Raw genomic sequence first — 24,502 nt, forward strand, 5'->3', positions numbered from 1 at the left:
CAGGCAATCACCCAATATCGCCGGTCTCATCAAGAGCGCACGGTTGCACACCCAGATGAAGCGATCGAGCGCGTCGGCTTGATGAATCAGGAGGGTTCAAGATGCGAAAGTTGATCCTAGTTGCAGCGGCGATCTCGGCAATGCTGACCATCGCGCCACAGACTGCATCGGCACAGACCCAGCAGAACCAATGGTGCTCCAAATTCAAAGGGATGGTGAACTGCAAGTACTCCACCCAGGATCAGTGCCAGGCGTCCCGGAGCGGAAGAGGCGGCACCTGCTTCCCTCGGCAGGCGTCACGCTAGTTGCGTGGCAGGGCAGCGAGAGCCCATCCAGGGCGATGGCGTCGAACGATCCGCTCGTGGACGCCATTCGAACCGGTGTGGATGCTGTTGTATCGCTACGCCAACCCCCGTTTCGACACATCGACGGGTTCTCGGCTGCGGCCGCCGACAGCGCCGCCGCCGGAATCCCGTCCTTCAATGCACAAGGCCTGGTTTTCGAAACATCGCAGAACGGCGCGAGCTGACCCGCCGCCAGCCGAGGACTCCGACGTGAGCGGACCCTCAGGAAAACGAGACGCGCGTACGGGCGTCGGGGCGTCCTGGCGAAGCGCGGCGTCCCGAGCGGCATGGTTCCTCTGCCTTTGGCTCGTGCTTGCCGGCACCTCTGTCGATGACATTCCTGCCGCAACAATCGCCGTCGCGACGGCAACCTGGACGAGCTTGCGTTTGCTGGAGCCTGGCACGTCGCGGCGCTCACCTCGCGCCATCCTCCGACTGGCGCTTCTGTTCCTGTACCAGTCCATTGTGGCCGGAGTGGACGTCGCAAGGCGCGCACTCGATCCCGGCCTGCCGCTGCGCCCGGGATTTGTCGCGTATCCAACCCGTCTTCCGCGTGGCCTGCGTCGCAACGTGTTCGCAACGCTCACCAGCCTGTTGCCAGGCACCGTGCCGGCCGGAGAGGAGGAGGCGCAACTCCTCTATCACTGCCTCGACGTCGATCAGCCCGTGATCGCCGAACTTGATCAGGAGGAGGCGGCCTTGGTTCGAGCGCTTTACAATGACTGAGTTCCTGACCGTCGTGGTCGGTTTCATTCTGGCAATGCTGGCGCTTGGACTGTTGTCGATCCTGCGTGGCCCCGGCGACGCTGACCGGGTCATGGCGACGCAACTGATCGGGACCGGAGGCATTGCGACGCTGCTGCTGCTCGGCACCGTAGCGAGCATACCCGCAGCGATCGACGTGGCTTTGACCATGGCGCTGCTCGCCACCTTCGCCTCCATCGCGTTCGTCAAGAAGGGGCTTTCCCGCTTCGAGGCCGATGGGACCGCATCAACGGAGGACGAATGAGCCTCGCACGCGACATGATGACGATTGCAGCGGTGTCGGCCGGCGCGTTCTTCTTTCTGGCGGGCACGGTCGGCCTGCTTCGCTTTCCCGATACCCTGACGCGTCTGCACGCGCTCACCAAGGCGGACAACCTCGGCCTCGGCCTGGTCGTGCTCGGACTGCTCCCGCAAGCAGCGGGTCTTCGCGACGGGTCGAAGCTGGTTGGTATCTGGCTGCTCGGCCTGCTCGCGGGCGCCACCGTCTCGCAACTGATTGCGCGCGCGGCGCGCCAAGGCCAGTTGAACCGATGAGCATTGCGACGGTCTTTGAAATTGTCCTTGCCGCGGTCGTGCTGACCCTCGGCGTCTGGACGATCGTCGTGCCCGAGACGTTTTCGGCCACGGTCGGGTTCGTTGCCTATGGACTGCTGGTGGCACTGATCTGGGTACGCCTCGACGCTGCCGACGTTGCTCTGACCGAGGCCGCAATCGGCGGCGGCCTCGGTGGCGTCTTGCTGCTGAGCGCGGCGGCGCGATTGCGGGATGCCGACATGATGGCGGACGAAGCGCCAGGCAAACTGCTGCGAGCGGGCGCCGCAGCGCTGTCCGTGCTGACGGCTGCGGCGCTGGCCGGCGCGGTCCTGTGGCTGCCCGATTCCGCTCCGACGCTTGCTCCGGCTGCTGTTGCAAATGCCTGGGCAACGGGTCTGTCCAACCCCGTCACCAACGTGCTCATGGCGTTCCGCGCCATGGATACGATGCTCGAGAAGATCGTGCTGTTGCTGGCCATCGTCGGCGTTTGGTCGCTTGCGCCTGACAGTGCGTGGGGCGGCCGTCCCGGGCCGCGCCACCAAGCCGATCCACGTGGCGTTCTCGCCTTTCTTGCGCGGCTGCTGCCGCCGGTTGGCATCGTCATCGGGATCTATATCCTCTGGACCGGTTCCGACCATCCCGGCGGAGCTTTTCAGGGCGGCGCGATTCTCGCGTCGATGTGGCTGCTGGCCGTCATGGCCGGATTGGCGGACACACCGCTCGTGAGCGATCGATCGGTACGGTTCATCCTCGTTGCCGGGCCCGGCCTGTTCCTGCTCGTCGGCCTTGCCGGCCTTCTGTTTGGCGCCGCGTTCCTGTCCTATCCGCCAGCGCTGGCCAAGCCGCTGATACTTGGTATCGAGGTCGCAATGACCCTGACGATCGCAGCGACGCTCGGACTGCTGCTCGCCGGCGTACCGGAACGGGGCATGGAGCCGTGAGCGGCGTGACGGTGTTCGGATTGTGCGCCGCTGCCACGGTCGGACTTGGGCTCTACGGCCTGATCACGAAGCCCCAGCCCCTCCGCAAGATCATCGCCTTCAATCTGCTCGGCAGCGGCGTATTCCTCCTGTTCGGCGTCGTTGGACGGCGCGGTGCGGCGGCGGGGATCGGCAATGATCCGGTGCCGCAAGCCCTGGTGATCACCGGCATCGTCGTCGCGTTTTCCGCAACGGCTTTGGCGATTGCACTGCTGCTGCGGCTGTTCCAGACGAGTGCCTCCATGGCGCCGCGCAGTCGCGCCTCGCCGCGCGATGACCCAGATCAGGCCGGTGGCTGATGCTGCCCCCTGCCCCAGCGCTGGACGCGACAACAACCCCAAGCGGCTTCCTGCTGGTGCTGTCGATTGCCATACCCATCGCGGGTGTTCTGCTAGCCTTCGTTCTGGGCGAGCGACACATCAGGCTGGTCGCATTCGCGACGATCCCGCTGGGGCTGGTGATCGTCGTAGCGATTCTGGCAGCAGTTGCGCAGCGCATGGGCCCTCTCGTTTACCTGCTCGGCGCCTGGCCGCCGCCGCTGGGGGTGGCGCTGCGCGCGGACGGATTGTCGGCCGTGATGCTTGCGGCGACCGCAGTCGTGATCTCCGCAGTCGCCGTCTATGCCGGTACTGAATTCTCCGTGACAACGACGGAGGCGCGCGCGCCATTCGTGTTCTGGATCCTGCTGCTGGCGGTCTGGGCCGCGCTGAACACAATCTTTGTCGGTGGAGACCTCTTCACGCTTTATGTTGCCCTGGAATTGCTGACATTCGCCGCGGTGCCGCTGGTCTCGCTGGATGGCCGTCCGGAGACCCTGCGCGCGGCGATACGCTATCTGCTCTTCGCATTGCTCGGCTCCGTGCTCTATTTGCTGGGCACGGCGCTCCTCTATGGTCTTCATGCCACCCTGGATATCGTGCTGTTGTCGCACCGGATTGGAGCACAGCCTGCCTCGCTCGTCGCGGCGGCATTGATGACATCAGGTCTTCTGGCCAAGACCGCACTCTTTCCGTTGCATCTCTGGCTGCCGCCTGCCCACGCAGGCGCGCCGGCTGCCGCTAGTGCGATCCTGTCTGGCCTCGTCGTGAAGGGATCTTTCTTCATCATCGTGCGGCTCTGGTTCCAGGTGATGCCCGGGCTGCCTGGTTTCGCCGCCGCACAACTGCTCGCCGCGCTGGGAGCTGCGGCAATCGTGCTCGGAAGCGTCCTCGCCTTGCGCCAGGAGCGACTGAAGCTCCTGATCGCGTATTCGACGCTGGCCCAGATCGGGTATCTCTTCCTGATGTTTCCGCTCGCGTTCAATGCCTCGGGTCATCTGGAGAGTGGCGAGGCCCTGGCGGGCGGCCTGCTGCAGGCTGCCTCTCACGCCACCGCAAAGGCGGCGATGTTCATGGCCGCCGGATCGATCTACGCCGGGCTGGGCCACGATCGCATCGCGGGGCTCGGCGGTATCGCGCGCGTCCTGCCCTTGAGCGTCCTGGCGTTTGCCATCGCCGGCATCGCGCTGATGGGCGTGCAGCCGAGTGGCGCGTCCCTGGCGAAAGACCTGTTGCTTCAGGCCGCGACCGAGAGGGAGCAATGGTGGTGGGCGGTCGTGCTCCAGGCAAGCGGGGCGTTCACTGCCTCCTATGTCGTGCTGGTTCTGGCTCATGCGCTGGCCCCTCCGGACAAGTCTGTTGTATTGACCGACCCGGCACCGCGCCTTCCGGACGTGGCGGTGCTCGTGCTGGCGCTCTGCTCGTTATTGCTTGGCCTCGTGCCCTGGGAACCGTTTCTGCCTGTCCAGCGCATCTCACCGTCAGGTCTCTTAGATCTCGAAACTCTCTCCAAATTCCTCTTGCCTCTCCTGGGAGGCGTCGTGCTGGCAATCCTGCTCCGCCCCTGGCCGCACCCGCTTGCGTCTTCGGTGCGTTGGAGGCTCGCCATCGGCGTGTTCGATTCATTCCGACGCGGCTGCTGCGCGTTCGGTGGCTATGTTGAAAGGGGCAACGGTGTCCTGTGCGAGTGGCCGGCGGCAAGCATCTGCCTTCTTATGCTGGCCCTGCTGTTCGGCGTGTTGATGCTTGTGGCCGCGTGAGGCGCCGGCTCATGCATCGGCCGGGAACAGGTGAGGCCCAAGAACAGGTCAGGCCCAAGTGTTCCCCATCGCGATCATCAGGAACATTCATCCCGACGCCTCAGGGTTTTCTCCGATCCCGCGCCGGTGAACCGACGGCTAATCTCTGACAACGCATCCCGCCAGCGGCGCTGGCGTACCAGGCTTGGCCGGGAGTTGCGATCCAGCAGGAGGTCTTCATGTCCGATTTAGTGGCGATCGTATATCCATCCGAAGCGAAGGCTGAGGAAGTTCGTCAACGGCTGCTCAACCTGCAGAAGGAATATCTGATCACGATCAGCGATGCCGTGATCGCCGTGAAGACCGATTCCGGGGGCATCAAGCTCAATCAACTCGTCAACACCACGTCGATGGGAGCGGTAACCGGTGGTTTCTGGGGGCTTCTGATTGGCATGATTTTCCTCAATCCGATCCTCGGTGTCGCCGTCGGCGCGGCCTCCGGCGCGCTCGGCGGCGCGTTATCCGATTTCGGCATCGACGACTCCTTCATGAAGGAATTGTCAGCGTCGCTCCACACCGGCAACGCCGCCCTGTTCGTCCTGATCAAGAGTATGACCGCCGACAAGGTACTGAAGGAGATCAAGGACGCCGGAGGGACCGTGCTGAAGACGTCCCTGGATGATACCAGGGAACAGGCCCTGCGCGACGCGCTGGCAAGCGCCGCGGAGCGACCGGCGGCCTGACAGCCCTTTGGCCGCTCAGCGCCGGCTGCCGGCCAGACGCAGCAGCATCATGAACAGGTTGATGAAGTTGAGATAGAGCGACAGCGCTGAAATCACCGACTTGCGGCCAGCCGACGTTTCATCGTCCCCGCTGTCGTACATCGCCTTGATCCGCTGGGTGTCGTAGGCCGTGAGCCCCGCAAAGACGCCGACACCCACGACCGAGATCAACCAGTCGAGCCCGCTTGATTGCAGGAAGAGGTTCACCAGGCTGGCAATGATGACCCCGATCAGGCCCATGAACAGGAAAGTGCCGAGACCGGACAGGTCACGCCTTGTGGTGTAGCCAAAAACGCTGAGCGCCCCGAACATCGCTGCCGCGATGAAAAACACGCGCGTGATCGAGGCGCTGGTGTAGATATGCAGCAGTATCGAGAGCGAGACCCCGACCAGCGCGGCATAGATGAAGAACAGAAGCCGCGCCGTTGCCGCCGACAGCGTATTGATGCGCGCGCTGATGAAAAAGACCAGCGCGAGCGGCGCCAGTATGAAGACCCACATTAACGGACTCTGCAGCAATGCGGGACCGGTGAGCTGATAGGTCAGCCAGGCCACAACGGCGGTCACGCCGACGCCGGCGGCCATGTAGTTGTAGATGCGCAGCATGTAACCGCGCAATCCAGCGTCCACCGCGATTGCGTCAGAGGTCGCCAGGTTCTGATCGTAGTTTGACATCGCTTGCCTCCTCGCGGAGCCGTTGGGAGGCAGCGACCCTACTCCTCTGCCCTCGCACGGGATATCGGACAATCACCTGATATCCCGGGGGCACGATCACCCTACCCGGCCTGCAAATGCGGCACGCCGCCCTTCAGTTGTGGCGATTTCCGCCTTACAGAATCGTAAGATGGTGCTGCCGCTTGCGTTCGTCTTTCCGAGCACGCCCCTTACGCATTTGTCACTGGAAGCGGCACGCTTTCCGGCCTAATCGGCCGACATGCGGTACTTCTTTCACATCGTCGACAAATACGGCCTCTCGCCGGACGAGAGCGGATGCGAGCACGTTGACCAGCACGCGGCGATGCTGCATGCCCGTCGCATTGCAGAAGAGCTGGCCAAAGCCGGGGAATTCGTCCGGTCGAGCTTCGTGTTTGTGGCCGATACTGCTCCCGGACTTTCGTCCGGTCGCAACTGAGGAAAGACGAGGCTGGCCGGACCAGGTTCGGCCTACTGGTTTCCTGCCACTGCTCTCTACATAGAATCACGGATGTTCGAGCAGAAGGGCTGCTCCTAAGGTCTTCGCCAAGGGGTGGCCGGCGCTCCACCGTCGCAAAGGTTTGTCGCGCCTGCCCGATCTCCGATTGGAAGGCCAGCTTGCACCATGGCGCCTCCATCGAGCCAGGCCGATCAAAGGCTCTCTCGGAATGCGCTCATCGCGCTCGTGATCGGGTCGATGGTCGGTTCCGGTATCTTTGCCTTGCCTGCAGCGTTCGGACGAACCACGGGCGCGCTCGGAGCGATGATCGCCTGGGTCATCGCGGGCACAGGCATGCTGATGCTCGCCTTCGTGTTTCAGACCTTGTCACAGCGCAAGCCGGACCTCGATGCCGGCATCTACGCCTATGCCAGGGCCGGATTTGGCGACTATATCGGCTTTGCTTCGGCAGTCGGATACTGGATCGGTTGCTGCCTTGCAGATGTCGCCTGCCTCGTCTTGATCAAGGCGACGCTCGGACAGTTTTTCCCGATCTTCGGCGACGGCACGACGCCGGTGGCGATCGCTTCGGCGTCCGTCCTGCTCTGGGGCGTGCACGTTCTGCTGCTGCGCGGCATCACGGGGGCAGCCGCGCTCAATACGATCGCGACCTACGCCAAAATCATCCCGATACTATTGTTCATCGTCGTCGCCGTCATCGCCTTCGACGGCGCGCTCTTCTCCATGAATTTCTGGGGGACGGAGCAGCCGGGCATTTCGAAGGTGGTCGCGCAGGTTCGCGGCACGATGCTGCTGACGGTGTTCGTGTTCGTCGGAATTGAAGGCGCGAGTGTCTACTCCCGCTACGCCCGGAGCCGCACCGATGTCGGATTCGCAACCCTTGCCGGCTTTCTGACGGTTCTGTGCCTCCTCGTCCTCGTGACGCTCCTGTCGTACGGCGTGCTGCCACGAGCGGAGCTGGCGGATCTCCCGACACCATCCATGGCCGGCGTGATGGAGGCGGTCGTCGGCCGCTGGGGCAGTGTGTTCATCAGCGTGGCACTCCTGATCTCGGTCCTCGGCAACTATTTGTCCTGGTCGCTGTTGGCGGCCGAGATCCTGCATTCCGCCGCGATCCACCGCACCATGCCCTCCTTTCTCGCCACGGTGAACGTGTACAAGGTCCCTGCCGGCGCGCTCTGGCTCACCAACTGCGTCATCCAGATTTTTCTGCTCGTCACCTGGTTTGCGGAATACGCATTCACGCTTGCCTTGAAGATGACGAGCGCGATGACGCTGATCCCATATTTCTTTGTTGCGGCGTACGGCCTGAAGCTCGCCTGGACCAGCGAGGCCTATCACGCCGGCGAGCACGCCCGAATTGTCGACTGGATCCGCTCGGCCATCGCGACGCTTTACGCGGCCGGCATGATCTACGCAGGCGGGCCCAAGTTTCTCCTGCTGTCGTCGATCCTCTATGCGCCCGGCACGTTGCTGTTCATTCTCGCAAAACGCGAGCGCAAGGAAGCGATCTTCCGGCCGTTCGAAATCATCCTCTTTGCAGCGATCACGATCGCCGCATGCGCCGGCGTCTACGCGCTGGCGACCGGAGCCATCTCGATTTGAGTCCTTGTCCCTGGTTACATGGAGGCGGATATGAGCACCCGGGCCATCTGTAGCGCCTTGATCCTCGGCGGATTGGTGGCGGTCTCCGCATATCCAACCCTGTCGCTGGCCCAGTCGACCGAGACCGGCGTGTCTGCCCAAAAAGATGCCGGCGCGCCGGCACCGAAGAACGCGGCGCCCAACACCAATACGAACCCGACGAAGCACCGTTACTGGCGTCATCGCGGCGGAAAGCATCCGCACTATGGCAGCCGGCGCGTCCGGACCTAGGCGCAAAGACGATAGCCCACTCCAGCGATTGGACCGATCCATGAGCGAGTCCAGGACAGGACCGGAGAAGCTCCACGAGGTCGTTCTGCGCGACACGTCCGCCGATCTGCCGGACGCGCGACGCAGCATTCTCGCGACCGGGCTGACCCTGCTCGCCGCATGCGTCTTCCTGTTTCTGGCGTGGCAGACGGTGTCCAGTCTCCTGCTCATCTTCGCAGGCGTGTTGTTCGCCGCATTTCTGGACGCGTGCGCAAGGGCTCTGGCGCCGGTCCTTCCGCTCAATCGCGCCTGGCGCCTGACGCTGGTCCTGTTGCTGTTCTCCGCTCTGTCGGGGTTTGGAATGGTCTGGGGTGCGGGCAAGCTGCCGGAGCAGACGCGCCTCCTGCTGAAGGTCATGGACAGCCAGATCGACGTCCTGCAGGAGCATCTCCTGTCATATGGCGTTGACCTCCTCGGCCCGGAATGGGGCCGCGACTTTGCACAATGGCTGTTCTCGGATCAGGGCCGCTTTCTCAGCCATGCACAATTTCTGCTCGGCGGAGCCTCAACTCTTCTGACCGGCGCGCTGGTGATCCTGTTCCTCGGGATCCTCTTTGCCTTCGATCCGAACAGCCATCGCGAAAGCCTGGTCATGCTGGTGAAGCAGTCCTATCGCGCGCGGACAAGAGCCGTCATGGACGAGATAGGCACCGTCATGCGGCTGTGGCTGGTCGGACAGCTCATCCGAATCATCCTGATGACGCTGTGGGTCTGGATCGCACTCTACCTCATCGGGCTGCCCGGTCCTTTCGTGCTCGGATTGCAGGCGGGCCTGTCGAATTTCATTCCCTATCTAGGACCCATCGTGGCCGCAATTCCGATCGCGCTCGTCGCAATGCCGCTCGGCAGTTCGCTGCTGATCTGGGCCGTCCTGATCTACACGATCATCCAGTCAGTCGAAGGCTATGTGATCGGCCCGCTGATCCAGCGTCAGGCGGTCGAGATCCCGCCTGCCTGGACGCTGGTCGCCATCGTCATTCTGGGCGCTCTGTTCGGCGTCCTGGGCATTGCGCTGGCCATGCCACTGGTCGCGATCGGCCGTGTCGCAATCATCCGATTCTACGTCGAGGACTACCTTGGCGACAACCTCAAGCAGACATTCAACGACGGTAGATCGTGACTGGATAGCCCATGAGCAAGATCGATGTACAACGGAACGTGGGTACGGAGCCTCCCTCGCCTCGTCCCGGAATGGCTCATTTCCTGTGGCAGCAGCTTCCTTATGTCGTGGCGCTGGTGCTCGCTATCGCAGGCGTCGCCTATACCAACGTCTCCCACCAGCCTCTCGTCGGCTACTGGGAATTCCTGGCGCTTGCCATCTGCGTCGTCTGCGTCGTTACCAAATGGCCGGAGGCCCAGGGCAAAGAGGCCCAGCTCCGATTGATCTGGACCCAGGCGCTGCATTGGATTGCCGTCCTGATCACAATGAACATCATACTGATCTCGGGCGTCCAGCAGTTGCTTCCGACACCGGCAACCGGCCTCGTCCTGCTGACGTTGCTCGCACTCGGCACGTTCCTTGCCGGCGTCAGCCTGTTGTCGCTGCAAATCTCGTTCCTGGGCCTCGCGATGGGCGTGGCCGTCCCGGCGATCTCCTGGCTGAAGCAGTCCGTCTTCTTCTTCCTGCTGGGCGCGGTGCTGCTGATCGGCCTCGGCATCACGTTCTGGCTCCGCCAGGACAGCCGACCGAGGATTGCGCCCTCCGACACCAACAGCCAAGTGGAGGCTTGAATGCGAATGACACGGCCTGTTGCAGTCTTCGCCACATCCGCGCTGCTATGCATCGCCAACCTGCCCGCGCGCGCCGAAACGTTCAGGGTCGGCCGGCTCCTCTGCTTGAGCAACCCGCGCGTCGGGCTTGTGCTCGGATCGGTGCAGTCACTGCGCTGCACATTCTTTGCGAGAAACCCGCCGAGGCAGTTCATCTATGAGGGACGGATCCGGCGCGTTGGCCTCGATCTCGGCGTGACCAGTGCAGGCAGCCTGTCGTGGGCCGTGCTCGCCAAGAACTCGCGGATCGGCTCCGCCACCCTGCGCGGCAACTATGTCGGCGCGAGCGGCAGCTTGGCATTCGGCCCCGGTCTCGGCGCCAACGTCCTGATCGGCGGCTCGCGCAGGAGCGTGATGTTGCAGCCGCTGTCGATCGAGCGATCGATCGGAATCAATCTCGCGGCTGGTGTCACCAATCTGACGCTGGGTCCGCGCGGCAGCCGCTAGCTCGCAACCGCGATCCCCGCGCGATCGCCGGATTCCGGTGGGCTCACGAGAACATTCCCACCCCGTCGCTCAGGGTTTCGTCGGATGTCGACGGCGCGGGCTCGAAGCTACCATCCCAAGCGTGCCGATCATCGCGCGGATCAGGAGGATGGCATGACAGTCTATGACAGCCGGTCGGACATCGGGGTTCTGGGCTCGCCTCCGCTGTGGGTCTGCGCTCTCCTCGGCATCGTGATGATCGCCGCCGGCATCGCGGCTCTCAGCGACGTGGTTTTCGCGACGATCATCAGCGTCAAGCTGATCGGGCTGACGGCTATCGCGGCCGGCGCATTCGAGATCATGCATGCCTTCTGGACCAAGGGATGGGGCGGCTTCCTGTGGCAGATCCTTCTCGGCGCTCTCTATCTCGCCTTCGGGCTTGTGCTGCTCACCCAGCCGGCTTCCGGTGCCCTGATCCTCACCTATTTCCTCGGCGCGGTGCTGCTCGCCTCGGGCGTCATTCGATGCGTGCTGAGCTTCGCCCATTGGCGACAGAACGGATGGATGATGCTGATCTCCGGCATCTTCGGACTGCTCGCGGGCGTGCTGATCCTGTTCAGCTTTCCGACCATCAGCGTCTGGGCCCTCGGATTCCTGCTTGGCGTCGACCTGATCTCGCACGGCCTGGCGTGGCTGCTTTACGCGCTTCAGTCCGTGCGGCGAACTGCGTAACGATGGAGAAGATGATGATGGACGCTCCCACCCGTCGAGCTTTCCTTGGCTTTGCTCAGAATGCCGTTGCTGCCGCGGCGATCGGCGCTGTCGGAGTTCGTCTGATTGAGACTGCGGAAGCGATGCCGATTGCCCACGATCTTGGCCAGGCCGGCGAGCCGTCGGAGCTCCTGACGCAAGCTCAGTGGTGGGGACCCCCAGCCGGTCCCGGTTGGGGACCTGGTCCGGGCTGGGGCCGCCCACCGCCACGCAGGCGCCGATGGGTTTGCTGGTGGCATCGCGGCCGTCGTCGTTGTGGATGGCGGTGGCGCTAGGAGCCCCCTCTTAACTTGCGCAATCCGCCGGGAGCAGATTTGCCACGAAGGCGATGGAGGCGATCGTGCGCCACGTGAATCAATGGCTCCTGTGGGCCGCTCTGATAGCTCTTCTCGTGGTGGCAGCCGCCTTCTGCGTGTCGGTATGGCAGGCAACTCCATCGATGCCGCTTTACCGCAACATCATCCTCGGAGGGGCCGTCGTCCTGATGCTGGTGTTCGGCTGCGGCCTGATCGCGCTGATGTTCTATAGCCGTCGCAAGGGTTATGACGAGCCCGCGCGCAGCGATCGGATACGGCGGGAGTAACGAGGCGCTGGTGAAGCACCGACCCGGCCCGGCTCTTAGGTCTGGAGCAAGGAGCGGACAATGACCCTTGCTGGCGTCTCGATCAGGCTGCTGGCGGCAACTCTCCTGACGATCATCGCCGGTGGGACCGCCCGGACACAACCTGCCGCGGCCGGAGCCCCTGCGGTCGGCGTCGTGGAAGCGACCAGGCGGCCGATCACCGAGACCAGCGAATTTCTTGGACGGATCGAGGCGATCAATCGGGTCAGCGTCGTCGCGCGCGTGACGGCATTTCTGGACAAGCGCCTGTTCGACGAGGGCGCCGAGATCAAGGAAGGCGACGAGCTCTATCGGCTCGAGCGAGGTCCCTTCGAAGCGGATCTTGCATCGAAACAGGCGCAGGTCGCGCAGCTCCAGGCAACGCTCGAAAATGCCAAATTGACGACCGAGCGCGCGCGGACCCTGCTCGGAGGTCCCGCCGGGCAACAGTCCACCTACGATGCAGCGATCGCCAACCAGCTCAGCCTCGAAGCCCAGGTGCAAGCCGCGCAAGCCCAGGTCCAAGCCTCCCAGATCAATCTCGGTTACACGAAGATCAACGCGCCGATTGCCGGCAAGATCGGACGCACGGCGGTGACGGAAGGCAACGTCGTCGGTCCGAGCTCGGGCGTGCTGACCACCATCGTCAGCCAGGACCCGATGTATGTCACCTTCCCGGTGCCGCTCCGCCAGGGGCTCGAGCTGCGGGAACGATACGGACCACAAGGCGGCCTGGACGCGGTGGTGATCAGGCTGCGACTGCCCGATGGCCGGATGTACGGGCACTCCGGCAAGCTGAATTTCGTCGACAACACCATCGCCCAGAGCACCGATACTATCATCGTACGCGGGGAGATCGGCAATCCAATCCTGCGAGCTTCTTCGGCGGCTGGCGTCACCGTTCACGAGCTGACTGACGGCGAGTTCGTCACCGTCGTGCTGGAGGGCGTCCAGCCGGTCGAGGTGCTGGCGATCCCGCGCTCCGCCGTGCTCTCCGATCAGCAGGGCGACTATGTGCTGGCTGTCGGCGCCGACAACAAGGCCGAGCAGCGCCGCATCCAGCTCGGACAATCGACCACGACCATCGCCGCCGTGATCGCCGGACTTGAGGCCGGCGACAAGGTCATCGCCGAGGGCTTGCAGCGAGTTCGTCCCGGCCAGACCGTTTCGCCGGGACCGGCAAGTCCGCTGATCCTGTCGAGCATGAAGCCCGCCGCGGACGCCCCGGCTCCGCAAGCGGATCACGGCGCCTCCGGCAGCACCCGCCCGCTGGACCGCAAACCATGATATCCGCCGTTTTCATCGATCGCCCGCGGCTTTCGATGGTGATCGCCTTCATCATCACCATCGCCGGCGCGCTGGCGTTGATGCAGATTCCGGTGGCGCAATTTCCGGACATCGTGCCGCCGCAGGTCACGGTCTCCGGCACCTTCCCTGGTGCATCCGCCGAGGTGGTCGAGAGCAGCGTCGCCCAACCCCTGGAGGCGCAAATCATCGGCGTCGACCGCGCGCTCTACATGAAATCGACCAGCGCCAATGACGGCAGCTACACACTGACGGTCTCGTTCGCGCTCGGCACCAACCCCGACATCAATACCGTCAACGTCAACAACCGCGTGCAGAGCGCACTGTCGCAACTACCGACCGAAGTGCAGCAGCAGGGGGTGACGGTGCACAAGCGGTCCTCGTCGATCCTGCAATTCCTCGTGCTCTATAGTGCCAATGGCCAGCAGGATCCGCTGTTCATCACCAACTACGCGATCATCAACGTGCTCGATGCGATCGCCAGCACGCCCGGCGTCGGCCAGGCGAACCTGTTCGCCAAGATGAACTACTCGATGCGGATCTGGTTCGATACGCAGCGACTCACCAGCCTCGACCTCACGCCATCGGATGTCATTGCCGCGATCCGCACGCAAAGCGTCCAGGCGCCTGTGGGGCGCATCGGTGCACGTTCGATCAGCGACGACCAGCAGCTCCAGTTCAATGTGCAGACCCTGGGCAGGCTCGCCACCGTCGACCAATTCGCCAATATCGTGCTGCGCGCCAACCCGGACGGCTCGTCGCTGCTCGTGAAGGACGTTGCCCGTGTCGAGATGGGCGCGCAAAATCTCGACAGCGAAGCGCGGATCGACGGCCGCGCGGCCGTGCCGGTCGCGATCTATCTGGCGCCGGGTGCCAATGCGATGAGCACCGCACGGGCCGTGGCGGCGACGATGCAGCGGCTGTCGCTGCGTTTTCCCACCGGCCTGAGCTATCTCGTGCAATACGATTCCACGAGCTTCGTGCGCGACACGATCACGGAGGTCTTGCGGACGCTGGGCGAGGCCTTCGTCCTGGTCGTGATCGTGGTGTACCTCTTCCTCGGCAATCTGCGGGCCACGGTGATCCCGGCCGTTGCCGTTCCGGTGAGCCTGGTCGGCACGTTCGCCGTCCTGCTGGTGCTGGGCTATTCGGCCAACACGGTATCCCTGCTGGCCATGGTGCTCGCCATCGGCATCGTGGTGGACGACGCCATCGTCGTCGTCGAGAACGTCGAGCGGGTGATGGAGGAGGAGCCGGGCCTTTCCCCCGCCGAGGCCAGCAAGAAGGCCATGACCCAGATCACCGCACCGATCATCGCGATCACCCTGGTGCTGCTCTCGGTCTTCGTCCCGATCGCATTCATTCCCGGCATTTCCGGAACGCTGTTTCGCCAGTTTGCGGTGACGATCAGCGCCGCGATGATGATCTCGGCGTTGAATGCGCTGACGCTGTCGCCCGCCTTGTGCGCGCTGTTCCTGCGCCACACCGGACCCAGGCGCGGCATCATGGGGCGCGTCCTCGGCTTCATCGACTGGCTGCGCGACCGCTACAGCGGCGGCGTCCGCCGCCTGGTGCGCGTGGCGGGTCTCTCACTGCCGTTCGTCGCCGTCGTTGCCGCCGGCATCTTCGGCATGTCGCTGATCACGCCAACAGGTTTCCTCCCCGAGGAAGACCAGGGCGCCTTCTTCACCTCGGTGCAACTGCCAGACGGCGCATCGGTGGCGCGAACCAGCGAAGTCACCCAACAGATCGAGGATCTCCTGAAGCAGATCCCCGCCGTCGATCACGTCCTTGCCATCGTGGGCTTTTCCCTGCTCGACGGCGCGTCCGAACCGAACAGCGCATTGGTGGTCACGCGGCTGAAGCCGTTTTCCGATCGCAAGGCGGCAGCCGATTCCGCGCAGGCGCTGATCCGGCAAACCTTCGCAGCCGGCGCACAGATTCGACAGGCCAACGTGTTGCCGTTCAATCTGCCGCCGATCATTGGGCTCTCCACCGGAGGCGGGTTCGAATACCAGCTTCAGGCGCTGGAAGGACAGACTCCGGCCGCGATCTCCAGCGTCACCGGGGCGCTGATCGGTGCAGCCAATGCCGATCCACGGCTTGCGCGTGTCTTTTCGACCTTCACTGCGACCAATCCATCCATCCATCTCGACATCGACCGCCGCAAGGCGCAGGCGCTCGGCGTGACGGTCAGCGACATCTTCACGGCCTTGCAGGCGACGCTCGGCGGCATCTATGTCAACAACTTCAACCTGTTCGGCCGCACCTGGCAGGTCAACGTTCAGGGCGAAGCGTTCGATCGCGCCGATATTTCGGACATCTGGCGGATCTATCTGCGCAACGGCGCCGGCCAGATGGTGCCGATCAGGTCGCTCGCCGGGATCAGGATCGTGACCGGGCCTCAGGTCATCACCCGCTACAACAATTATCGCTCGGTGACGGTGAACGGCAGCCCGGCGCCGGGCGTCTCCTCAGGAACCGCGATGGTCGCAATGGCAGAAATCTCCAACACCGTGCTGCCTGCGGGCTACAGTTTCGCGTGGACCGGCACCGCCTATCAGGAGCAGCAGGCCGCTGGCCAGACCGGCATCGTGCTCATGCTTGCGGTGCTGTTCGCCTACCTATTCCTGGTGGCGCTCTATGAGAGCACGGTGATCCCGATCCCGGTGCTGCTATCGGTCGTCGTCGGCGTGCTCGGGTCCTATGTCGGCATCAAGCTCGCCCGCCTCAATCTCGACCTCTACGGCCAGATCGGGCTCGTGGTCCTGATCGCGCTCGCCGCCAAGAACGGCATTCTGATCGTCGAATTTGCCAAGGAGCAACGCGAAGCGGGCGTGGCGCTCAACGACGCCGCGATCCAGGGCGCGCATATGCGCTTTCGCGCGGTCATGATGACTTCGGTCGCCTTCATCCTTGGCCTCCTGCCGCTCGTGATTGCAACCGGCGCTGCGGAGCTCAGCCGCAGGGCGGTCGGGACAGCCGTATTTGCGGGCATGCTCGCGGCAAGCTCAATCGGCATCTTTCTCGTCCCTACGCTCTACGTGACGTTCCAGCGTCTGCGGGAGCGGATGAAGGCCGCGCCAAAGTCCGGCAACTGAGTTGACTGGCGCAAGGTGCGCAAACTCGGCCGATGCCTGCGCGATCAATCAGTTGTCGAGCGAACAAACCCGCGAACTCTCATATAATTGAAATTGCTATGTAATTTATACGGTCTTGCCTCATGTGATCCCGAGCCCGTTCGGGAAAACAAGCGCAACGCGCGCGCTTCCGACTGCCGACCGTGCGTCAGATTGGTCAACGACAACGAATTGCAGCTTGCGGATTGAAGGCCTATGTTGAGTCTCCAACCAAGCAGCCGCCCATCGTACGGCGAGAGTCTGCAGGGGAGAGACCTCACGGTGGATGGCGTGCATTTTGCGCCGGAGGTCACATCATGGCCATTGCTCCCACACTCCAGAAGTACCTCGCCGCTGAGAACATCCAATACGAAGTGGTCCCGCACGAACTCAGCATGACGTCCACTCGCACGGCCGAGGCATGCCATATCCCGGGCGATCGCCTCGCCAAAGGCGTCGTGCTGCGGCGCGACGGCGAATATATGCTGGCCATCTTGCCCGCATCGCATCACCTCCGCCCGTCGGAACTGAAGACGATACTCGGCGGAAATGTCCACATGGCACAAGAAACCGAGATCGGTGAGCTGTTCCGCGATTGTGCGCACGGTGCAGTTCCCGCCGTCGGCAAGTGCTACGGGCTGGATACTATCGTCGACGACAGCATCGAGGCGCAGCCCGACATCTATATGGAAGCCGGCGACCACGAGACGCTGCTTCATATGGGTCACGCGCAGTTTGCACGCCTGACGGCCAACGCACTGCACGGGCGCTTCAGCGCGCACGACTGAGGATTTGCGCACTGCCCAATCTTGGGCGGGAACCTCGGCCGCGACGTCGCCGTCAAACTGTTCAGGAAAGCGACGGCGACAGCGTCGGCGCTTGTCTGGTCAGATCGCGAAGTAATGATGCTTTCTCCTGTGACCTCGCACCCGATCGGTTGTACAGTTCAAACGAATGGGGGCGCTGCTGCAACAACGGAGGCTCGCCATGAAAGTCAAAGACGTGATGCACAAGGGTGTCGACTGGGTCAGCCCCGACACCCCCATCGCCGAGATTGCCAAATTGATGCGGGCGCATGACATCGGCTGCATTCCGATTGGCGAGGACGACAAGCTGGTCGGGATGGTGACCGACCGCGATATCGTCTGCAAAGGGCTCGCGAGCCACACCTTTGATGCTCGCCGCGCAACGGCCCGCGATGTGATGACTGAGGGTATTCATTGCTGCCGGGAGGACGACGACCTCGCAAAGGCGATGCATCATATGGAGAAACTGCAGGTCCGCAGGCTGCCCGTGATCAACAAGAGCAAGCGGATGGTCGGCATCATCAGCCTGGGCGATCTCAGCCGCTCCGCCTCAAATGATCTGCTGACCGAGACCGTCAGGAGTGTTTCGGCGCATCATTGAATTGAGGCCCGAGTTGCTCTCGCGATCGCCAGACGTCGAGCTGGGCCGGAGTCAGGCGTTTGTCATGCAACCATCGCGCGGCGCGAGAGCAGCGGCCCGAAGCGCTTGACTTTGCGTCGGCGTGAACGGGCTAAACTGAAAAGTCGAGGCCCTAGCGGTCGGCGGAGTGTCGGTTCATGTCCTCCAGGAGCTCGCGCATGGCGTCGAACTGCGTGCCAAAGCCTTTCCAGTCGCCGGACCTCAATCGTTCAACGGCCTGATTGTAGCGGTCGAGCGCCTCCCGTGCCTGACTTGCCGATGGGCGTGTGACGGGCATTTCCTCCATCGTGCTCGAGACCGGCCGCACCGCGCCAGGCTCGGTGAACAGAGCCGACAAGGCCTCATCGAGCGTCTCCTTCATCACCACATGCTCGCCATAGGCTGCGATCACGCGTTTCAGCTCCGGCAGGTGCCCGTGCTCCGCTCGCAAATAGAGCGGCGTGACATAGAGGATCGAGTTCTCGATCGGGATCACAAGCAGGTTCGCGCCGCGTATCACCCGCGAGCCCATCTGATTCCACAGCGTGATCTGTTGCGATATCTCGGTACTCTGGTTGATCCGCGCTTCGATCTGGAACGGCCCGTAGACGAGCTTCTCCTTGGGAAATTCGTAGACAATCAGCTTGCCGTAGTCGGGCGCGTCGCAGCGTGCGGCGAGCCAGGCGATCATGTTGTCGCGGCGGCTCGGCACCATGGGAAGCATGAGGAAGAACTCAGCCTGCGACTCACCGGGCAGCCGCATGATGATGTAATATGGGGCCATCGTTGCAACGCCGCCGCCGCCCGGCTGGCGCGGGAACTGCCAGAGATCCTCGCGGTTGTAGAAAACGTCGGCGGCCTCCATGTGATAGCTCTGATAGAGCTGCGCCTGAATCAGGAACAGATCCTCCGGATAGCGGATGTGCCTCTGCAGATCCGCCGGCATGACCGAGAATGGCTTGAAGAGGTTCGGAAAGATGCGCCGCCAGGTCGCGGCAACCGGATCGCCGGTGTCCATCAGATAAAAGTCGACGGTGCCGTTATAGGCATCGACGATGACCTTCACTGAATTGCGAATGTAGTTGAGATCCTGGTCTTGCGCCGGCTGCGCGGAGGGGAAGTAGGAACTCACCGTGTAGGCGTCCTGCATCCAGAACATCCGCCCATTGCTGATGACCAGATAAGGATCGTGATCGAGCCTGAGGAACGGAGCGATCGTTCGCACCCTTTCCCCGATGTTGCGGCGGATCATGATCCGGCTGTCCGCCGTGATGTAGCTCGAGAGCAGCAGGTTCGGGTCGTTGAAGTAGTAAGCGAACAGGCCTCTCCATACCGCCGCTCCTATCGGAACGCCGCCCGTCCCGTCATAGGCTGCGTAGACATTGTCTTTGCCCTTCGGGTAGTCGAACTCAGGCGTGCTCCCTTTGACGATGACGTAGCTGTCGTGCTCTTCGCCGTAGTAGATGCGCGGTTCGCGGATCTGCGGGCCTCCGTCCGCGACAGGAGGTATGTCGCGCAAATAGAGGAATGGCAGCCCTTCGCTGCTCTTGCGAGTGACCGGGCTCATCACTGCGCCGGTGCCGTGAGTAAACAGCACGTGGTGGTTGACCCATGTCTGGGCATTCGGCGGCAGCAAGGAAGGTCGCAGTTCGCGGGCCGAGATCATGACGCTTTGGTAGGAGCCATTGAGCCAGTAGCGATCGACGTCAAGGTGATGGAATTTGTAGTAGGTGCGGATCTCCTGCAGCTGCGCGTAGGTGTCCGCAAGGGGCTGCCAATCCCACAGCCTGATATTGTCGATGGTCGCCTTGTTGGCGTCGAGCGTCTTGAAGCTGAGCTTCTGTTCGGCGGCGAACGGCTTGGCCGCGATCTGATCGAGATTGTAGGCCTGCCGGGTGAGCGCGATGTTGCGTTCGATATAGGGCCTTTCCAGCTCCAGTTCGCTTGGCCTGACGAAGAACTGCCGGAACAGCACGGGAACCAGGCCGGACAGCACGAAAGACCCGATCGCGACAAGCAGGAACGCGGCGGCAGGAAGCCGGTAGGTGCGCACGCGCACGTTTGCCCACGCGGCGAGCGCCGCGATGCCCGAAAGTCCGATCATCAGCCACAAGGCCGGCAGCCCCACATGGACATCGGTGTAACTTGCACCGACAACCACGCCGTTATCGCCATAGAGCAGCAGGTAGCGATCGAGACCAAAGGACCAGGCCTTCACCGCAAACAGAAGACCGAGCAGCGCCGAGCCGTGGGCGATCACCGTCGACGACATTGATCGGCGATGAATGTCGTATTCGATCTCGCCGTGCACCAAGTAGATCGCCGCGGCGAACAGCGCGCTCAGCGCGAGCGCGAGCATCATCCAATTCTTGATGAGGATATAGGCGGGCAGCGAGAAGAGATAGAAGCCGATGTCGTTGTTGTAGAGCGGATCGCCTGCCCCATACGGCGCCTGATAGACAAACTGCAGGAAGACGCCCCAGTTGCCGGCTTCGGCCGCCGCGACAAGCAGAGCGAGCGAAGCCGCACCAGCTGCGATCAACCGCGGCCACCGCAGTCGGTCGCGCACAAGCGCAAGCAGATCTGGCGGCGCGTTGCCCGCGGCGCTCCACACCGAAGCGGCGGCAAGCTGTGTCGACCGCCGTCGGGCGAAGTGCAGTGCGAGCCATCCGTTCAACAACAGGATGACGGCAGTTGCCGTCCAGACCGCAAGAAAGACGACGGCCTTGGCGCCGATTGTTGTCCAGAAAACCTCGCGATAACCGATCACGGAAAACCACACCCAGTCGACCAGGAAGTCGCTGGCGAGCGCGAGCAGGGTCAGGACAATCGCAATGACGAGGGCCGCAATAATCAGCCCGACCACGGCACTTTGCCTTGGTGCCTTCCGCTCGGGTCCTGTAATCCCGATCGTCATCGCCTGATCATAGTCGAAATCAGGGACGCCCGCCGCTTGATTCGTGGTCGGGATGACGCCCCGAGGCGGGCGACGCAAGTGCTCGAAGCTGCGTCGCTAGGACCGCGGCGCAATATGGCATTTCGAAACGGCGCAAGGCGCCGAGCACGGCTGATGCAGCCGGCGCGATCAATCAGCTATCGCGCAACATGGCGCTCCCGAACGCGGAACTGCATCGCACAATGTCGGGGAATATCGTGGATTTGGCGCTCCCTAGGGGAATCGAACCCCTGTTTCAGCCTTGAGAGGGCCGCGTCCTAACCGCTAGACGAAGGGAGCGTGAGGGACAGGACATAGCCGCGAATTTTGCCGGCGGCAAGCCTCGATCGGGGGCGAAATCGGCGGATATGCACGGCGAGTGCGGCTCAGGCTTAACGGCGCGAAGCACCGGCCAGCCGCTCGCGTTCCCGCATATGGCCGGGAACACTCAGGGCTTCTTCAGCTTCTCGATCGCCGCGGCGCCGCCGGCCGGCTCCAGGCGGAACAGGCCAGAGCCCGAAAATGCGGATTTGAACGGCGACGTCGAGCGGATCTGCTCGCCGCTGCTGCCGGCAATGGCCTGGTTGAGCAGATCCTGAGCCGGTGCGGCGCTACGGCTCGTTGGCAAATTTGAGCTTTCCGGCCGGCTTCAGGGTATGGGCGTCGAAGGTACGGATCTCGGTGACCCCGCCGACATCCAGCGTGATCACGAGGCGGTCGCCGGCGACCCCGGTCGAGACGATCCTGGCGCCCTTCGGCAGGGTGGCGGTGACGTCGCCCGCGATCTCGGGCGCCCTTCCCTCCGACTTGAAAAGGCGGTAGCCCACCGCGATCAGAACGGCGCAGATCGCCAGCGCCGTGGTCAGCCCCGCGATCAGCATCATCCGCCGCACCCGCGCGAACAGCGCGGCCTGCTCGGGGGTCGGTTCGGGAACAGCGGTATCAGACGTCGTCATGAAAAACTCAGGCTCTGCGCAAAGGTTGGAGGTTGTCGTCGCCGGCGACGAGGGCTCGGCCCGGCTCGACCGCGTGCTGGCGGCGCGCCTGCCGGACCTGTCGCGATCGAGGCTGAAAGCCCTGATCCAGGCGGGGGCGGTGAGCCTGAAGGCCTCCGCCGTCCGCGACCCCGCTTATCACGTCAGTCACGGCGATACGATCATAATCGACGTGCCGGAGGCCGCGCCCGCCGAGCCGAAGGGCGAAGAGATCGCCCTCGATATCGTGTTCGAGGACGACGACATCATCGTCATCAACAAGCCCAAGGGCCTGGTCGTGCACCCCGCGGCCGGACACGAGACCGGGACGCTGGTGAACGCGCTGATCGCCCATTGCGGCTCGACGCTGTCGGGGATCGGCGGGGTACGCCGGCCCGGCATCGTGCACCGGCTGGACAAGGACACGACGGGACTGATGGTGGTCGCCAAGAACGACCTCGCCCACGCCTCGCTGTCGGCACAGTTCGCCGACCACGGCCGCACCGGGGCGATGCGGCGCGGCTATATGGCCTTCGCCTGGGGGGTGCCGGGCCGGCATCGCGGCACCGTCGATGCGCCGATCGACCGCCATCCGTATGCGCGGGAGAAGATGGCGGTGCGCCAGGGCGGCCGCGAGGCAGTGACGCATTGGGAAATCCTGGAGAGTTTTCCGGGGCGCGACGGCAAGCCGATCGCGGCGCTGCTCGCCTGCGAGCTCGAGACCGGGCGCACGCACCAGATCCGGGTCCACCTCGCCCATATCGGCCATCCGCTGATGGGCGATGCGGTCTATGGCCCACACTTCAAGACAAAGGCGAACCAGCTGGCGCCAGAGTCGCAGGCCGCTTTAGCGGCGCTCGGGCGGCAGGCCCTGCATGCCTATCTGCTGGTATTGGAGCACCCGAGGACGGGAGAATTACTCCACTGGGAGGCGCCGCTGCCGGAGGATTTGCTTCTCCTCAGGAGCGCCCTGAAAGCGGCGCTATGACGCAGGCTCGTTAGGAAAAGCGTTACATTACAAAAAGTTATAGCTGCCACACGGGGACGTGACGTCAGCAATCCTTCCCTTTTTGACCCCCCATGGGGTATATTGCGCCTGCGTTGGAAATGACCAACGCGGAACATCGCAGCTACGGCCGGCTTTAACACAGCGGTCGTCTGCCTGGCCCGCCGCTATCGGGGGCCTGAACCTTTGGAGGGCTCAACTATGGCCCGTACCGCTGCTCTGCCGGTCCTCAATGGAGAATCCGGCCTTTCTCGCTACCTCGCCGAGATCCGCAAGTTCCCGATGCTGGAACCCCAGCAGGAATACATGCTCGCCAAGCGCTGGCGGGAGCATGACGATCGCGACGCGGCGCACCAACTCGTCACCAGCCATCTCCGCCTCGTGGCCAAGATCGCCATGGGCTATCGCGGCTACGGCCTGCCGATCTCCGAGGTCGTCTCGGAAGGCAATGTCGGCCTGATGCAGGCGGTGAAGCGTTTCGAACCCGAGAAGGGGTTCCGTCTCGCCACCTACGCGATGTGGTGGATCAAGGCGTCAATTCAAGAGTACATCCTGCGTTCCTGGTCGCTCGTGAAGATGGGCACCACCGCGAACCAGAAGAAGCTGTTCTTCAACCTGCGCAAGGCGAAGAGCAAGATCAACGCGCTGGACGAGGGCGATCTCCGCCCCGACCAGGTTGCGACCATTGCCAAGCGGCTGGGCGTGACGGACCAGGACGTGATCGACATGAACCGCCGCCTCGGTGGCGACGCGTCGCTCAACGCGCCGATCCGCGACGACGGCGAAGCCGGCGAATGGCAGGACTGGCTGGTCGACAATACGCCCAACCAGGAAGCCATGATGGCGGAGCACGAGGAGTACGATCACCGCCGTGACGCGCTGAACGGCGCCATGGGCGTGCTCAACCCGCGCGAACGCCGCATCTTCGAGGCACGCCGCCTCGCCGATGAGCCGATGACGCTGGAAGACCTTGCCGCCGAGTTCGGCGTGTCGCGCGAGCGCGTCCGCCAGATCGAGGTCCGCGCCTTCGAGAAGGTGCAGTCCGCGGTCAAGGGCACGATCGCAAGAGCAGAACAGGCCGCGCTGGAAGCCGCGCACTAAGCAAGGTTTCGCTGGCGCCAGAGATTGGCGGATCGAAAGAGACGGAAAAGCCGGCGGCAACGCCGGCTTTTTTGTTGGGTGTGAGCTGCGGCATATTTCGCAGCGATGCCGGCGAGGCACCTTGAACGCCCGTGACGGGTCGCCCGACACACTCTTGACGGGCCACATCCAGAGAACGGACACGCGCCGTGTCGATCATTTTGCAATCCACCGTCGGAGGCTTCTCCGCCCAGTTCATGCGCAAGCTGCCGCTGGTCGAGCAGGCGATGCGGGAGCACGGGCTCGATCCCGCGGAGTTCGTGATCTCCAAGGACTACGCCTCGACCGCGACGATCCCAATCATGGGTCCGTTCTTCTTTAACTACAGTGTGTACTTCGGCGACGAGACATTCACCGTCACCGAGCCGAACGACATGGTGTTCCTGGACTACTTCTTCAAACGCGTGCTCGCAGCGGACGAGCCGCCGGAATTGCCGCAGCGGCCGGGTTTGATCCGGCGGCTGTTCGGCTGGATGGCGCAGCCGGTGTAGCCTCTCCCGTC

28 protein-coding genes and 1 tRNA gene are annotated in these 24,502 nt (G+C 63.4%); 24 read left to right on the forward strand and 5 right to left on the reverse strand.

The annotated features are described in order from the left end of the window. Positions 1–101: 101 nt before the first annotated feature. The 9 genes from ACVWW6_RS41940 (at position 102) to ACVWW6_RS41980 (ending at position 5,422) form a co-directional block, all read left to right on the forward strand. Positions 102–305, forward strand: coding sequence for a DUF3551 domain-containing protein (locus ACVWW6_RS41940; RefSeq protein WP_028172887.1), 204 nt, complete (start codon positions 102–104; stop codon positions 303–305). A gap of 35 nt (positions 306–340) precedes the next feature. After that, positions 341–529 (forward strand): hypothetical protein, encoded by a 189-nt coding sequence (locus ACVWW6_RS41945; RefSeq protein ID WP_131234198.1) that lies wholly within the window; start codon positions 341–343, stop codon positions 527–529. Positions 530–554: 25 nt separating this feature from the next. Beyond that, entirely contained in the window at positions 555–1,070 is a 516-nt protein-coding gene (locus ACVWW6_RS41950) for a Na+/H+ antiporter subunit E (RefSeq protein ID WP_011090050.1), read from the forward strand. Continuing rightward, the gene (locus ACVWW6_RS41955; protein WP_060910610.1) at positions 1,063–1,353 is read left to right on the forward strand and encodes a monovalent cation/H+ antiporter complex subunit F; all 291 of its coding nucleotides are present in this window, start codon (positions 1,063–1,065) and stop codon (positions 1,351–1,353) included. The genes ACVWW6_RS41950 and ACVWW6_RS41955 overlap by 8 nt, the downstream gene beginning before the upstream one ends. Then, positions 1,350–1,643, forward strand: coding sequence for a monovalent cation/H(+) antiporter subunit G (locus tag ACVWW6_RS41960; protein WP_011090052.1), 294 nt, complete (start codon positions 1,350–1,352; stop codon positions 1,641–1,643). The genes ACVWW6_RS41955 and ACVWW6_RS41960 overlap by 4 nt, the downstream gene beginning before the upstream one ends. After that, on the forward strand, positions 1,640–2,584 hold the full coding sequence (locus ACVWW6_RS41965; RefSeq protein ID WP_011090053.1) for an MnhB domain-containing protein: 945 nt from the start codon (positions 1,640–1,642) through the stop codon (positions 2,582–2,584). The genes ACVWW6_RS41960 and ACVWW6_RS41965 overlap by 4 nt, the downstream gene beginning before the upstream one ends. After that, complete coding sequence (locus ACVWW6_RS41970; RefSeq protein ID WP_011090054.1) at positions 2,581–2,922, forward strand: NADH-quinone oxidoreductase subunit K; 342 nt, start codon at positions 2,581–2,583, stop codon at positions 2,920–2,922. Before ACVWW6_RS41965 ends, ACVWW6_RS41970 begins: the two co-directional genes overlap by 4 nt. After that, positions 2,922–4,700, forward strand: a complete 1,779-nt coding sequence (locus ACVWW6_RS41975; RefSeq protein WP_011090055.1) for a complex I subunit 5 family protein — start codon at positions 2,922–2,924, stop codon at positions 4,698–4,700. Before ACVWW6_RS41970 ends, ACVWW6_RS41975 begins: the two co-directional genes overlap by 1 nt. Before the next feature lie 218 nt (positions 4,701–4,918). Continuing rightward, entirely contained in the window at positions 4,919–5,422 is a 504-nt protein-coding gene (locus ACVWW6_RS41980) for a DUF1269 domain-containing protein (protein ID WP_011090056.1), read from the forward strand. A gap of 15 nt (positions 5,423–5,437) precedes the next feature. Here the strand turns inward: ACVWW6_RS41980 and ACVWW6_RS41985 are convergent, their stop codons facing one another. After that, on the reverse strand, positions 5,438–6,136 hold the full coding sequence (locus ACVWW6_RS41985) for a Bax inhibitor-1/YccA family protein (RefSeq protein WP_161536301.1): 699 nt from the start codon (positions 6,134–6,136) through the stop codon (positions 5,438–5,440). Positions 6,137–6,395: 259 nt separating this feature from the next. On the opposite strand from ACVWW6_RS41985, the gene ACVWW6_RS41990 reads away from it, so the two are divergent. From ACVWW6_RS41990 to ACVWW6_RS42045, 12 genes are all read left to right on the forward strand, one after another. After that, positions 6,396–6,593: a DUF6894 family protein gene (locus tag ACVWW6_RS41990; RefSeq protein WP_161536302.1), complete on the forward strand. Its 198-nt coding sequence runs from the start codon at positions 6,396–6,398 to the stop codon at positions 6,591–6,593. Between the two features lie 186 nt (positions 6,594–6,779). Continuing rightward, positions 6,780–8,219 (forward strand): basic amino acid/polyamine antiporter, encoded by a 1,440-nt coding sequence (locus tag ACVWW6_RS41995; protein WP_456682852.1) that lies wholly within the window; start codon positions 6,780–6,782, stop codon positions 8,217–8,219. Positions 8,220–8,249: 30 nt separating this feature from the next. Then, entirely contained in the window at positions 8,250–8,489 is a 240-nt protein-coding gene (locus tag ACVWW6_RS42000; protein WP_038965452.1) for a hypothetical protein, read from the forward strand. A gap of 40 nt (positions 8,490–8,529) precedes the next feature. Then, on the forward strand, positions 8,530–9,648 hold the full coding sequence (locus ACVWW6_RS42005) for an AI-2E family transporter (RefSeq protein ID WP_028172881.1): 1,119 nt from the start codon (positions 8,530–8,532) through the stop codon (positions 9,646–9,648). Positions 9,649–9,659: 11 nt separating this feature from the next. Next, positions 9,660–10,259 (forward strand): hypothetical protein, encoded by a 600-nt coding sequence (locus tag ACVWW6_RS42010; protein ID WP_304548316.1) that lies wholly within the window; start codon positions 9,660–9,662, stop codon positions 10,257–10,259. Next, on the forward strand, positions 10,260–10,745 hold the full coding sequence (locus tag ACVWW6_RS42015) for a DUF992 domain-containing protein (RefSeq protein ID WP_011090061.1): 486 nt from the start codon (positions 10,260–10,262) through the stop codon (positions 10,743–10,745). A gap of 153 nt (positions 10,746–10,898) precedes the next feature. Next, positions 10,899–11,456 carry an HdeD family acid-resistance protein gene (locus tag ACVWW6_RS42020; protein WP_028172879.1) on the forward strand — a complete coding sequence of 186 codons (558 nt, stop codon included), beginning with the start codon at positions 10,899–10,901 and terminating at the stop codon, positions 11,454–11,456. 379 nt (positions 11,457–11,835) lie between these two features. Further along, positions 11,836–12,078, forward strand: coding sequence for a hypothetical protein (locus ACVWW6_RS42025; protein ID WP_231166631.1), 243 nt, complete (start codon positions 11,836–11,838; stop codon positions 12,076–12,078). A gap of 60 nt (positions 12,079–12,138) precedes the next feature. Beyond that, positions 12,139–13,383, forward strand: a complete 1,245-nt coding sequence (locus ACVWW6_RS42030) for an efflux RND transporter periplasmic adaptor subunit (RefSeq protein WP_271550941.1) — start codon at positions 12,139–12,141, stop codon at positions 13,381–13,383. Next, a complete protein-coding gene (locus tag ACVWW6_RS42035; protein WP_456682853.1) occupies positions 13,380–16,502 on the forward strand; it encodes an efflux RND transporter permease subunit in 3,123 nt (1,040 codons plus the stop codon). The genes ACVWW6_RS42030 and ACVWW6_RS42035 overlap by 4 nt, the downstream gene beginning before the upstream one ends. A gap of 335 nt (positions 16,503–16,837) precedes the next feature. Then, positions 16,838–17,308, forward strand: coding sequence for an aminoacyl-tRNA deacylase (locus tag ACVWW6_RS42040; protein ID WP_028172875.1), 471 nt, complete (start codon positions 16,838–16,840; stop codon positions 17,306–17,308). Between the two features lie 199 nt (positions 17,309–17,507). Then, complete coding sequence (locus ACVWW6_RS42045) at positions 17,508–17,927, forward strand: CBS domain-containing protein (protein WP_028172874.1); 420 nt, start codon at positions 17,508–17,510, stop codon at positions 17,925–17,927. 151 nt (positions 17,928–18,078) lie between these two features. Here ACVWW6_RS42045 and ACVWW6_RS42050 read toward each other — a convergent pair whose 3' ends face one another. The 4 genes from ACVWW6_RS42050 to ACVWW6_RS42065 form a co-directional block, all read right to left on the reverse strand. Beyond that, positions 18,079–20,862 (reverse strand): UPF0182 family membrane protein, encoded by a 2,784-nt coding sequence (locus tag ACVWW6_RS42050; RefSeq protein WP_456682854.1) that lies wholly within the window; start codon positions 20,860–20,862, stop codon positions 18,079–18,081. 243 nt (positions 20,863–21,105) lie between these two features. Beyond that, a tRNA-Glu gene (locus ACVWW6_RS42055) sits at positions 21,106–21,180 on the reverse strand. A 148-nt stretch (positions 21,181–21,328) separates the two neighbouring features. Then, positions 21,329–21,508: a hypothetical protein gene (locus tag ACVWW6_RS42060; protein WP_456682855.1), complete on the reverse strand. Its 180-nt coding sequence runs from the start codon at positions 21,506–21,508 to the stop codon at positions 21,329–21,331. Further along, positions 21,492–21,836 (reverse strand): hypothetical protein, encoded by a 345-nt coding sequence (locus ACVWW6_RS42065; protein ID WP_011090070.1) that lies wholly within the window; start codon positions 21,834–21,836, stop codon positions 21,492–21,494. Before ACVWW6_RS42065 ends, ACVWW6_RS42060 begins: the two co-directional genes overlap by 17 nt. On the opposite strand from ACVWW6_RS42065, the gene ACVWW6_RS42070 reads away from it, so the two are divergent. From ACVWW6_RS42070 to ACVWW6_RS42080, 3 genes are all read left to right on the forward strand, one after another. Beyond that, entirely contained in the window at positions 21,835–22,842 is a 1,008-nt protein-coding gene (locus ACVWW6_RS42070) for an RluA family pseudouridine synthase (RefSeq protein ID WP_456682856.1), read from the forward strand. The genes ACVWW6_RS42065 and ACVWW6_RS42070 overlap by 2 nt on opposite strands. Before the next feature lie 219 nt (positions 22,843–23,061). Then, positions 23,062–23,961, forward strand: a complete 900-nt coding sequence (gene rpoH / locus ACVWW6_RS42075; RefSeq protein ID WP_011090072.1) for an RNA polymerase sigma factor RpoH — start codon at positions 23,062–23,064, stop codon at positions 23,959–23,961. Positions 23,962–24,149: 188 nt separating this feature from the next. Next, positions 24,150–24,491, forward strand: coding sequence for a hypothetical protein (locus ACVWW6_RS42080; protein ID WP_161536312.1), 342 nt, complete (start codon positions 24,150–24,152; stop codon positions 24,489–24,491). The last annotated feature ends 11 nt before the right edge of the window (positions 24,492–24,502 follow it).

This window comes from Bradyrhizobium sp. USDA 3311 (assembly GCF_054062495.1).